Raw genomic sequence first — 12,439 nt, 5'->3', positions numbered from 1 at the left:
CAATTATAACAAATCTGGTGTTTTCATGCTATTTTTATACCTGTAAACCCGGAATTCCAATACTTGTATTCAATTATTTATGTGCGAAGTTTGAGGTTATAATTAAAAGATTCTAAAAAACTTAAGACAGAAAAGTTGTTACAACTTCGTTACGAGTCTTGATCAATAGTTAGGAAATTGTAAATTACAATTGTTTAACTATCGCTAAAATTGTCGAACCATTTAAAAAGTTCCCCTTTCTACATTCAGCTTTCGGCTATTATATTTTCCTGTCCAACGTAAAACAAAGTCATTAACTGCAAAGAACTATTACAGCCAATGACTTTTTAAATAAGTAAATACTATTGTCTAATAAGCATTTGTGTCCAATATAGAGTGCCGTTTGAATCATTAACACAACCTACACCAATTTGATTGTAATTTGAATTTAAGATATTTTTTCTGTGACCCTCTGAATTCATCCAACCTGTGACTACTTCTTGAGCACTTCTTTGACCTTTTGCAATGTTTTCTCCTGCGGCACTGTAATCAATATTAAAAGATTTCATCATGTCAAAGGGAGAACCATAAGTAGGAGAATTATGATCGAAATAATTATTGTCAATCATATCCTGAGATTTTGCTCTGGCTACATTACATAGTTCCCCATTGTACGCTAAAGGAGCAAGTCCATTTTTAGCTCTTTCTTGATTTGTAAGCTCGATGACCTGTTTTTCTACAGATTGTCCTTCTTTTTTCTCGTATTTTTTTTCATATAAAGGTACATTGATTTTGTCTCCAGGATAAATCATATCTGGATCTTCTAATTGAGGATTGGCAGCGATGACTTCCGATAAATTTACGCCATATTTTAAAGAGATAATCCACAGAGTATCTCCACTTTGAGTCATATAAGTATCATAGTCACCTGTAGGCTGAGCTCCTACCACAGGCATAAACAATAAAACGAATAACAAGGTAAAAATAATTTTTTTCATGTACATCCTCCAGTTCATATTATTAAAAAAAATTATATATTCTTTCTGTCTTATTATGTGACCTTCTACGATTTCTAATAAGTTATAAAATAATGAAATTCTTCATAAAAATGGAAAAAAATTAGAATTTATTTTTTCACACATAAATGAATTAAGAATAAGATATAGTAGATTTCAAATAAAGGAGGAAATGATATTAATGGCTGAAATTAAGGATCAAGAATTTATGCCTATAGTGCCATTTATGCCAACAAACCCACAATATGGGAATGCATATGTACCATATCAGATGGATTTCGATATAGTAGAACCAAGAGAAGCAATGGAAATGGGAACAGTTTTTCCATCTCTATTCAGCCAATACGAGGAAGGTGAATCATTATGATAGAACGCTTTGATGATAGATTTCCAAATCTTCCGAATAGACCAACGCCTAATCCAATTGAAAGACCAATAGAGAAGCCAATCGAAAATCCAATTAATAAGCCAATAGAGAGGCCAATACAAAAGCCAATAGAGAAACCAATTGAAAAGCCAATACAAAAACCAATACAAAAACCAATTGAAAAGCCAATACAAAAACCAATTGAAAAGCCAATACAAAAACCAATTGAAAAGCCAATACAAAAGCCAATAGAGAAACCAATTGAAAAGCCAATACAAAAACCAATACAAAAACCAATTGAAAAACCAATACAAAAACCTATAGAGAACCCTATATTAAAACCTATTGAGAGCCCAACGACTTGTCCACCTTACACCATGCCAAACAGAAATAAACCTCAAGCAGACCCTGCATTAGTAAGAATTATGCAATATCAATTTGCCATTTACGATATAGCTTTGTATCTAGATACACATCCAAATGATACCAGGGCTCTTACTACTAGGCAAAGGCTTGCAAGTGAATTACATGAAATGACTATGGCTTACGAAGAAAAACATGGACCTATGAATTTGTTCTCACATCATGGAGATTATGCAAAATACGTGAACGAACCATGGCCATGGGATATTCGGTTCTCTAAGGAGGGTAAAATAAATGTGGATATATGAAAAGAAAACTCAAATTCCAGTCAAAGTAAGTGGTAAAGACGTAAGAATGGCGAAAAATGTATTAGAACAATACGGTGGTGCTGATGGCGAATTAAGTGCATCTTTGAGATACTTGACTCAAAGATATGCAATGCCAATAAATCTAGGTAAGGCAGTATTGACGGATATAGGCACAGAGGAACTAGCTCATCTTGAAATTGTGGCAACACTATATAGTAAATTAATAGAAGGGGCAACAAAGCAAGAATTAATAGATGCAGGTTTCGACGCATATTATATAGATCATGGGTTCAACCCATTTTATGTAAATGCTGCAGGTAATCCTCATACTGTAACTTATATTCAGACAAAAGGTGACCCAGTAGTAGATATGTATGAAGATATGGCAGCAGAGCAAAAAGCTAGGATCACATATGAACATCTATTAAAGATGACGGATGATCCTCATGTAAAGAATGTACTCAAATATTTAAGAGAAAGAGAAATTGTACACTTCCAAAGATTTGGAGAAACCTTAAGAATTATTAACGAATGTATGGGAAAAAGCGCAAAATAGATTTTTTAAAAAATGGGGCTGTTACCTGGCAACCCCATTTTTTTAGCGGAATGCGGAACTCTATAAGTTGGAAATCGGAAAGTTGGGGGATTGGTTGATTCGTTGGACGGGAAAACCTTAAAGGTGGAACGTGGAAAGTAGAAAGTGGAAAATCATTCATTGTTCCATATTCATCGTTCACTGCGACGTAAGTCGCATATTTAACCAACTTGAATTGCTTCACAAATGTTTACAATTTGGTCGAAATTTGAAGGAAGGTATATGCTAAAATATATCTATCAAATATGGGGGATAATCTGATGAAGAAAATACTGATAATTACCATTTTACTCTTACTACTAGCAGGATGTACAGATAAAGGCACTGTAACTAGTGGAGAAACAGCAACTACATCTAAATGGGAAGTGAATAGCAATGTAGAAGGTATGTTTGTAGAGCCTGGTTACAAGATCGAGTTGTCAATAAGTGAAAAGGGAAAGGATCAAGTAACTCAGGTAGATAAGGTTATACTAGAAGTAAATAACAAAGATCTTGCTATAATTAACGAGGATGGATCTATAACTGTAAACAATGACGCGCTTAGTGGCATGGAACTAGAGATAAAAGTAAAGTTCAAAGAACTCAGTACAAATCTAGATTACACTGTGTTAAAACCATTAGGGACAACTGTTGACGAAAACAACAGAATCCTCAATGAGTCTGATTATGATGTAGTAGTCAATAAAAAAAGATTTTTGTCTTCTGATTACGTACCAAAGGATCTAGTAAAAGTAAATGTACCTACTCAATTAGAGAATCCTGAAGTGAATCAAATGAGAAAAATTCCAGCAGACCGTTTGCATGAATTGTTTGAGGGAGCAAAAAAAGAAGGATTTACCCTTATAGCCCGATCAGGATACCGTTCTTATAACACTCAGGACATATTATATAGAAATGTTGTGACATCCAAAGGACAAACTTATGCCGACAAATATAGCGCCAAACCTGGCACTAGTGAGCATCAGACAGGGTTAGCTATGGACATTACTAGTGAAGGTGTAAATTTTCAACTTTCTGAAGATTTTGGTGAACTACCTGAGAGCATATGGGTAAAAGAAAACGCTCATAAATACGGTTTTATTATTAGATATCCAAAAGACAAAGAGGAAATCGTAGGCTACGCATACGAACCCTGGCATATTCGATATGTAGGAGTAGAACTAGCGACTAAGATTTATAAAAGCGGTTTGACGATGGAAGAGTACTTTGAAAAAGCCTACTAGGTGGTAAGGTGGTAAGGTGGTAAGGTGGTAAAATCAACGGTCATGGATTGACCGGCTGATTATTCTTTGCCCATATTTTATTCAATAGAAGTGTGCTATTTTTGGTATATGCTACATTAAATACCATTTTATGTACTTTTAATTTTACATCTCCAAAAATTTCTTTCTTGAAGAAATGAGGTGTTTGTGTTAAGATACTATATGTTATAAAATACGCGCCCGTAGCTCAGTAGGATAGAGCAACAGTTTCCTAAACTGTGTGCCGGTGGTTCGAATCCACTCGGGTGCGCCAAGTATGCGACTAATGTCGCAATGAAAAGTGAACAGTGAACGATGAACGATGAATAATGAGCAGTATACGACAATAATAGTTAAATGTCGCATACTTGTATTGTTCAATGTTCAGTGTTCATTTTTTCATTTTTCACTAAAAAGTCTTTTACCTTATAGCTCATAAAATCTTATTAAAACTATTATCTACTCTTACGAAATACCACAATAAGATAAAGATTACATTCGTAAAAATCGTGCCATTTTCGTGCCACTTCATAATAGAAATGAACGTTGAAATATTATATGTCTATTTTTCATTTTCTAGTAAGCTCTTCTCTTAGATTCATCCTAACGTTTAAATATAATTCTATTTATCTACATAAAAGCCGAAAGCGGAAAAGCTCGCCTAAAGGCGAGCAAAGGCAATTGTTCAACTAAGGTTTAACTAGCGCTCAACAACTGTTCAACAATCATTCCATTATCGTTTCGTACTAAAACAACAAACGATAAACACTAGCCGTAATAAAACACACTCCAAACGCAATCACAGTAGGGATCATAAACGCTAGTACGGTCCATTTTAGGCTACCAGTTTCTTTTTTAATCGTCCATAGCGTGCTAGAGCAGGGCCAGTGAAGTAAGCTGAAGAGCATGGTGTTTAAGGCTGTTAATAAGGTCCAATTATTAGCGAGGAATATATCTCTTAAAGAAGATAGACTCTCATAATCCATAAGAGATCCAGCATTCAAATACGCCATAAGTATAATAGGCAAGACGATTTCATTAGCAGGCATGCCTAGGATAAAAGCTAAAAGTATAACTCCATCTAATCCAATAAGCTGACCAAGAGGATCTAAAATACCTGAAAGAATTTGCAGAATAGGTACATTTCCAATGCTTATATTAGCTAAAATCCAGATGGCTGCTCCTGTAGGTATCGCTACTAATAGAGCTCGCTTTAACACAAAAATCGTTCTATCAATTAGGGAAGAATATAATACTCGCCCAATTTTAGGGATTCGATAAGGCGGAAGTTCTAAAGTAAAGGTAGATGGTACTCCTTTTAATAAGGTTTTTGACAAACCATAAGATACTAAAAGAGTTATTATGATACCTAATAGTATTATGGCTGTAAGCGATAAAGTAGTAATTAGGCTATTTATTATGCCCTCTCCAGAAGAAAGAGTGAAAAACATAACCGAAATAGCAATAAGCGTAGGAAATCGTCCATTACATGGTACAAAGTTGTTGGTAATAATGGCGATGACTCTCTCTCTTGGAGACTCAATAATTCGGCAACCAATTACCCCAGCAGCATTACATCCAAAACCCATACACATAGTAAGACATTGTTTTCCATGGGCAGAGGCTTTTTTAAATAGATGATCTAAATTAAAAGCTACTCGCGGTAAAAAACCTAAATCTTCTAGTATTGTAAACAATGGAAAGAAGATAGCCATTGGGGGAAGCATAACAGAAACTACCCAGGCAGTCGTCTTGTAAACTCCATCAAGAAGTAAATTTCTTAACCATGATGAAACATTAATGGAAATTAAAAAAGCACTTAAATGATCTTGAAAACCAAATAGTATTTTAGATAACGCCTGAGAGGGATAGTTTGACCCTACAATAGTAATCCAAAATACAATACCTAAACATAGAATCATTATAGGTATTCCATATTTTTTTGAGGTAATAATATTATCTATTTTCATGTCTCTTTCGTGGATGTTTTTAGAACTCTTTACATATTTATCCACAAGAAACTCAATATATTTGAAATTATGATTATTTATGAACTCTCTTGTGGCACCTTTATCTATATGAATAGATTTCCAAATAGCCTCTATGTTTTCGTAAGATTCTTCTGGAATATACTCTTTTAGAGATTCAATAAAGAATAAATCGCTATCTAATATCCTCAAAGAAAGCCACCTTTTGTTTAAAGGTAAAACCTCTAGTTGACTTTCGATTTGTTCAACTTTTTCTTCTATGTCATCAGAATAATATGTTTTTTTATTAGAGCTTTGTACTGAAGTACGAACTAAAGAAGAGATTTCTTTTTGTAATTGATCTAAGCCTATACCTTCTCTTGCAGAAGTTAGCACAATTGGTATAGAAAGTTCTTTTTTTAGCGCCTCTACATCAATGTGAATTCCTTTTTTCTTAGCTTCGTCTATTAAATTTATACATAGTACAACTTTATCGCTTAACTCCATTACTTGTAATAATAGATTTAAGTTTCGTTCAAGGCAAGTTGCGTCGGCAACCACAATTACTGCATCTGGATTACCAAAGCAGATATAATCTCTAGCCACAATTTCTTCTTCAGATGAAGCAAAAAGAGAGTAAGTCCCAGGTAAATCAACTAAGATATAGTCTTGACCTTTGTAATTGAAATTACCTCTAGCATTCACAACAGTTTTTCCAGGCCAATTGCCTGTATGTTGATGTAGACCTGTTAGAGCATTAAATACTGTACTTTTGCCAGTGTTTGGATTACCAGCAAGGGCAATAGCGTATTCTCCATCTTCTTTTTGAATATCAAACAAATCTACAAAGGCTTCCCTCTTTGAAGATTGATACGTTAAACCCAATAGAAACACATCCTTTCGTTATAAAACAGGTGGTCAGGTGGTCAGCATTAAGGTGGTCAGTAAAACCTAAACTCGCCTTCAGGCCAGGTAAAGACCTGATCTCGGAGTAATCCTGGAGCGTAGCGAAGGATGTGAGGCCTAGGCTTCTACCCCAGTCATCCTGGAGCTAAGCGAAGGATCTAAGACCCCAAAGCCTCACCCTAGAAATGCTTTTGCTTACCACCTTACCACCCGACCACCTGACCACCTAATAATCTTAATTCACCAATATCAAATCAGATTCTTCCCTTCTAAGTGCGATCATGGTGCCTCGAATATTATATACAGTAAGATTGTCCTCTGGACCTTTTCTTACTACTTCAATTGATGCGCCTTTAGTAAAACCTAAGGCCATCATCCTTTCTTTTAATAGACCATTTGATAATAAGCAAGAAACCTTTGCTTTAGTACCTACATGTAATGTATTTAAACAAGTCATTATAACCACCTTTTTATAAAATTTAGCTTAAGCTAATTTATTCTTAATATTTTATGATAGAAGATGAGTATATGTTACAAAGAGATAGGAAAAAGCAAAAAAGCAGAAAGCAGAAAGCGGAGCTTGTTTCGGAAATTTGAAGAAGATAAGTGTTTTTGTTGATTAACGATTGTTCAACTACTGCTTAACTACCGCTCAACAATTGTTCAAGTATCGTCAACAAATTTAACAAGCTCAAAAGTTCCAGCATATACTTATAATAAAAGGCGAATAGAGAGGTTGAAATATGGATTGTAATGAGTACTATACTTTTAATAATTACATGAGTGAAAAGGATATGAGTGCTACAGAAGAAGACTATATTGAGATGATTTACAGATTGTGCGAGAAAAATAACGGTCATACTCGGGTAAATGATATTGCTCATCTATTGCATGTAAAGCCTCCTTCAGTGACAAAGATGGTAAAGAAACTAAAAGATTTAAATATTGTAGATTATAAGAAGTATGGGTGCATACAGTTAACGAAAAAGGGAATGGAGACTGGAAGGCTTTTGGTTTACAGACATAATGTCATAAAAAGATTTTTAACATTATTACAGGTAAGAGGCGATATTCATCAAGAGACGGAAAAGATAGAGCATACTATTAATAAAAATACACTAAGAGGAATTGAAAAGTTTGTCCTATTTTTTGAGCATAATCCAGAAAAACTAGATGAGTTTCTCTCTTACACAAATCAAATTGAAACAAGTCCGAATGAAAATATTGAGGGAAAAGAATAGTGAGAAAAACTATATTCGAAGAAAGTGAAGGACTCAAAAGCTTCTTCACTTTTTATATAGTAGAAAGTACTTATTCAAATGCAATGAATCAAACATGCCGTTTATCATTGATAATCTAAGCGATTTTATTTAGAACTTAGAATTAAAACACTCTATTTTGTGACGAAACAGTTTTTAGTATGTTATAATGTCGGAAAAGGAGGAAAAAGGATGTTATTAGTTACTTCAAATATTTTAGCATTTGTTTTAATAGTCAATTTCGTTTTAACTTTTACAATTATTTTCCTCGAGCGAAAAGATCCTCAAAGCACCTATGCTTGGTTATTATTGATATGGATTATACCAGCTATCGGTTTTATCTTTTATTTGCTCTTTTCTCAAAATATTGCAAGAAGAAAAATATTTAAATTACTAAATCAGGAATTGGAAACAACAAAAAAACTTTTAGATCAGCAAAAAATGCATTTAAAAAGAGAAGAAGTACCATTATGCAATTATAGAGATGAAATTTATAAAGATATGGTCTACTATCATCAAAATATCAGTGATGCCATATACACAAGCAATAATGAAATTCAAATTTTTACAGACGGCAAAGAAAAGTTTAAAGACCTATTTGAAAAAATCCTCGAAGCAAAACATCATATACATGTAGAATACTATATTATAAAAAATGATGATTTAGGCGTCTCATTGATGGAGCTTCTTATCAGAAAGGCCCAAGAAGGGGTTGAAGTTCGCCTTCTTTTTGATGATATGGGTGGCAGGTATATCCATAAATCTTATATTACCCAACTTACTGAAGCAGGAGGGAAGGTGGGGAGATTTTTTCCGTCTAAAATACCTCTACTCAATTTAAAAGTAAATTATAGAAATCATAGAAAACTCGTCATTATTGATGGAGCTATTGGTTATTTAGGTGGCTTTAATGTAGGGAATGAATATCTTGGTCTAAAGGAGTCCATGGGTTACTGGAGGGATACTCATATACGTTTTAAAGGAGGCGCCATTTATGATCTACAGCTTCGATTTATTCTTGACTGGCGTTTCGCTACAAAAGAAAATATTGAGTTGACTGGTAGGTACTTAACAGATGAGATCTCTAATGGAAATGTAGCTATGCAGATTGTGTCTTCAGGACCAGATGAAGTGGAAGACCAAGTAAAAGAAGGATACTTAAAAATAATCAATTCTGCAAGAAATTATCTTTATATTCAATCGCCGTATTTGGTTCCAGATCAGAGTATTCTAGAAGCGCTAAAATTGGCTGTACGCTCAGGGGTAGATGTGAGGATTATGATCCCAAATAAACCGGATCACCCATTCGTATACTGGGCTACAACATCCTATGCAGGAGAGCTCCTTAGAGAAGGCGCAAAGGTATACATTTATGAAAATGGATTTCTTCATGCAAAGACCATTGTAGCCGATGATATGGTGTGCTCTGTTGGCACTTGTAATTTTGATATTAGAAGTTTTCGATTAAATTTTGAGGTCAACGGTTTTATTTACGATGAAAAAATTTCTATTAAGCTTAAAGAAATTTTCCATGAGGATATTGTATATTGTAGAGAGCTAAGCTATGAGATATATACACAAAGACCTCTTGTTATGAAGTTTAAAGAATCCATCAGCAGACTCTTCTCACCACTATTATAGTTGAAAGTGGAAAGCGGAAAGCAGAAAAAAAGACAAGCTCTCAAGAAAGCTTGTCTTTTTAATAGCAGTTGCTCTAAATGACCCCAAAGGAATACGAAAGAGCTAGTGACTAATGACTAGAGACTAGTCGCTGTATTTACTTAATAATTCTTCTTGCACCTATGTAACGCGTATTCCAATAATTATCAGTTAGTTTTGTAATTCTCACACCACTGCTACTGGTAGCACTAATGAACTCGTTGTTTCCTAGGTAAATACCTACATGTGAAGCACCAGCTTTATAGGTTTCGAAAAATACGAAATCTCCACGTTGAAGATTGCTTCTACTGACTGAAGTTCCTTCGTTGTATTGACTAGCAGCTGTTCTTGTAACGCTCATACCATTTTGTTTCATAATGTATTGAGTATAACCAGAACAATCAAAAGCTTTTGGTGTGCTACCTCCCATAGCATAAGGTACACCTATGTATGATTTTGCAGTTGCTATGACAGCGTTGATTTTGGTTGCTGTAGAAGTTTCATCGCCTCTGTTTGGCAATGAGCTGCTTGTACCTTCAAGTGCTTTTAATAAAGTTGTACGTGTTTGTGGGCCAAAAGAGCCATCTACACCAATTGCACTAGATCTTTGGAAAGCCTTTAAAGCATCGACGGTCATAGTGCCAAAATAATTTGTAGTATTGTTGATTTTCAAATACCCTAAACTTTTTAAATCTTCTTGCAGTTCTTTTACGTCTGTGCCACTCATAGCGTACTTAAGTACTCTTGGGTAGCGTGTTGATGTCTTTGGTGGTGTTGAAGCTTCTGGTTTGGTAGGTTCTGGTTTAGATTCTGAGTTTTGTTTGCCAGTTTTTACATTTTCAAGTGCAACCCTAGATGCAGGGCCAAAATAACCATCTGCTTTTAATCCATTATCTCTTTGAAAAGCTATTACTGCATCGCGAGTTTGAGTTCCATAATAGTCCGTAGTCCTATTAATATCTAAATACCCTAAGGCCTTTAGATTGTTTTGCAACTCGTTTACACCGCTGCCACGCATTCCATAACCTAGATAATTTACGGCAAATGCAGAACTGGAAAATACAATCAAAATCAGTAATAAGATTGAAAGAACCTTAACTGACTTTTTCATCAAAATACTCCTTTCTTCGCCATTTTTTTTATAATACCATTGTAACAAAAATGTAGAGGACTTGTAAATACATTTAATAGTGTAGGGAAAATAGAATTATCAAAAGTATATTCATTATTTTGGGGTTTTTTGCCCACTTTTGTAACAATATGATATAATAAAATAGTTAAATTATTCGTATGAATTTATTTTGATTTAAAAGTAATAAGATTAATTAGGAAGGGATTTAAGAAATGGAACAATATGAAAGCGCGGAAGAATTAGATCTAAAGGAACTATGGTTTGTTTTTAAAAACAATATAAAGTTTATAGCTATTATGGTCTTACTAGCAATGATTGTAACAAGTATCGTAACTTTTTTTGTTTTAGATAAAGAGTACGAATCCTATACAACCTTAATGCTGGGTAAACCAAAAGAATATGAACAAGAAAGAGCAGATATTACCTATAATGATGTTATGTTAAACCAACAACTTGTGTCTACATATGGTGAAATTGTAAAGAGCAAAACAATTACTAATCAAGTTATCGACAATTTACAATTAGATATATCATCAGCTCAGCTAAGCGAAATGGCCACTGTCACTACATTAAACGATACAGAAATCATCAAAATAACCGTTCGAAATACGGATCCAGTGCTAGCAGCTACTATAGCTAATGAAATGGCAAATGTATTTATGGATTATGTCAGTGAACTAATGAACATAGATAATGTCAATATTATCGATGTAGCAGAAGCAAATAATACTCCTGTAGCTCCAAGAAGTATGATGAATATAGCAATCTCATTTGTATTAGGTCTTATGATTGGCGTATTTATTGTATTTATTAGAGAGTACTTAAATACAAAAATTAGCACGTCAAAGCAAGTAGAGGCTATAATCGACTACCCTATTTTAGCTATTATACCTGAATTCAAATAGATGCAAAATGCTTTAGGAAGGATTATAATATGAAAAAAAATACAAAAAAGAGTAGAGTAAACGATGCACTTATTGCACATACAGATCCAAAAGCTATAGTGTCCGAGGCTTTTCGTAACATGAGGACGAATGTTCATTATTCTAATGTGGATAAGGAATTAAAGGTCATACAGGTCACTAGTACCCAACAAGGGGAAGGGAAAAGTACGATTACTGCCAATTATGCAACTACTTTAGCTCAATCTGGCAAGAGAGTGCTCATTATCGATTGTGATTTAAGAAGACCTAATATACATAAAGTTTTTGGCATGCCAAATGTCAATGGATTAATCAATGTATTGATGAGAGAAAGTGAATTAGACCGAAGCATCAAATATACTAAAGTAGAAGGTGTATTTGTATTAGTAGCAGGTCCTGTTCCTCCTAATCCATCAGAGATGCTAGAGAGCAAACGAATGGATGAAATCATTGGTGTAGCCAGTGAAAACTTTGATATTATTCTTTTAGATTCTCCACCAGTACTACCTGTAACAGATGCTTTAATTATTTCAAAGTATACAGAGGGTACTATTGTAGTAATTGCCTTAGAAGAAACTCAAAAGGAAGCACTTAAGAAGACGATAGAATCTTTAGAAAATGTAGGTGCCAATATCATTGGAACTGTAGTAAATAAAGCCAATATCAAAAAAGGACACTATGGCTACGGAGGATATAGCTATAAGTATGCTTATAAGGAATAAGA

The 12,439-nt window shown here is 34.2% G+C and carries 12 protein-coding genes and 1 tRNA gene; 9 read left to right on the top strand and 4 right to left on the bottom strand.

What is annotated here, in order from left to right; genetic code table 11:
* Positions 1–341: 341 nt before the first annotated feature.
* Positions 342–977, bottom strand: coding sequence for a SafA/ExsA family spore coat assembly protein (gene safA, locus DES36_RS01430; protein ID WP_113919436.1), 636 nt, complete (start codon positions 975–977; stop codon positions 342–344).
* A 199-nt stretch (positions 978–1,176) separates the two neighbouring features.
* Between safA and DES36_RS01425 the strand changes: the two genes are divergently transcribed.
* The 5 genes from DES36_RS01425 to DES36_RS01400 all read left to right on the top strand — a co-directional run bounded on the left by DES36_RS01425 (position 1,177) and on the right by DES36_RS01400 (position 4,143).
* A complete protein-coding gene (locus DES36_RS01425; protein ID WP_170128130.1) occupies positions 1,177–1,362 on the top strand; it encodes a spore coat associated protein CotJA in 186 nt (61 codons plus the stop codon).
* The gene (locus DES36_RS14690) at positions 1,359–2,033 is read left to right on the top strand and encodes a spore coat protein CotJB (RefSeq protein ID WP_170128129.1); all 675 of its coding nucleotides are present in this window, start codon (positions 1,359–1,361) and stop codon (positions 2,031–2,033) included. The genes DES36_RS01425 and DES36_RS14690 overlap by 4 nt, the downstream gene beginning before the upstream one ends.
* Positions 2,020–2,589, top strand: coding sequence for a manganese catalase family protein (locus DES36_RS01410; protein ID WP_113919433.1), 570 nt, complete (start codon positions 2,020–2,022; stop codon positions 2,587–2,589). Before DES36_RS14690 ends, DES36_RS01410 begins: the two co-directional genes overlap by 14 nt.
* 299 nt (positions 2,590–2,888) lie before the next feature.
* The gene (locus DES36_RS01405; protein WP_207657411.1) at positions 2,889–3,851 is read left to right on the top strand and encodes a M15 family metallopeptidase; all 963 of its coding nucleotides are present in this window, start codon (positions 2,889–2,891) and stop codon (positions 3,849–3,851) included.
* Positions 3,852–4,066: 215 nt separating this feature from the next.
* Positions 4,067–4,143: transfer RNA gene (locus DES36_RS01400), tRNA-Arg, on the top strand.
* 472 nt (positions 4,144–4,615) lie between these two features.
* Here DES36_RS01400 and feoB read toward each other — a convergent pair.
* Both feoB and DES36_RS01390 read right to left on the bottom strand, forming a co-directional pair.
* Positions 4,616–6,721, bottom strand: a complete 2,106-nt coding sequence (feoB, locus tag DES36_RS01395; RefSeq protein ID WP_113919432.1) for a ferrous iron transport protein B — start codon at positions 6,719–6,721, stop codon at positions 4,616–4,618.
* Positions 6,722–6,977: 256 nt separating this feature from the next.
* Entirely contained in the window at positions 6,978–7,199 is a 222-nt protein-coding gene (locus tag DES36_RS01390) for a FeoA family protein (protein WP_113919431.1), read from the bottom strand.
* A 286-nt stretch (positions 7,200–7,485) separates the two neighbouring features.
* Between DES36_RS01390 and DES36_RS01385 the strand changes: the two genes are divergently transcribed.
* Positions 7,486–7,983: a metal-dependent transcriptional regulator gene (locus DES36_RS01385; RefSeq protein WP_113919430.1), complete on the top strand. Its 498-nt coding sequence runs from the start codon at positions 7,486–7,488 to the stop codon at positions 7,981–7,983.
* A gap of 210 nt (positions 7,984–8,193) precedes the next feature.
* Complete coding sequence (gene cls / locus DES36_RS01380) at positions 8,194–9,642, top strand: cardiolipin synthase (RefSeq protein ID WP_113919429.1); 1,449 nt, start codon at positions 8,194–8,196, stop codon at positions 9,640–9,642.
* A 136-nt stretch (positions 9,643–9,778) separates the two neighbouring features.
* Here cls and DES36_RS01375 read toward each other — a convergent pair whose 3' ends face one another.
* Complete coding sequence (locus DES36_RS01375) at positions 9,779–10,771, bottom strand: C40 family peptidase (RefSeq protein ID WP_113919428.1); 993 nt, start codon at positions 10,769–10,771, stop codon at positions 9,779–9,781.
* Between the two features lie 233 nt (positions 10,772–11,004).
* Here DES36_RS01375 and DES36_RS01370 point away from each other — a divergent pair, with 233 nt between their 5' ends.
* Positions 11,005–11,697, top strand: a complete 693-nt coding sequence (locus DES36_RS01370; RefSeq protein ID WP_113919427.1) for a YveK family protein — start codon at positions 11,005–11,007, stop codon at positions 11,695–11,697.
* Positions 11,698–11,726: 29 nt separating this feature from the next.
* The gene (locus DES36_RS01365; RefSeq protein WP_113919426.1) at positions 11,727–12,437 is read left to right on the top strand and encodes a CpsD/CapB family tyrosine-protein kinase; all 711 of its coding nucleotides are present in this window, start codon (positions 11,727–11,729) and stop codon (positions 12,435–12,437) included.
* The last annotated feature ends 2 nt before the right edge of the window (positions 12,438–12,439 follow it).

Origin of the sequence: Alkalibaculum bacchi (assembly GCF_003317055.1) — a bacterium.
GTDB lineage: Bacteria > Bacillota > Clostridia > Eubacteriales > Alkalibacteraceae > Alkalibaculum > Alkalibaculum bacchi.
Note: the sequence above shows the minus strand (reverse complement) of the source record. Positions and strands in the feature narration are given on the sequence as shown.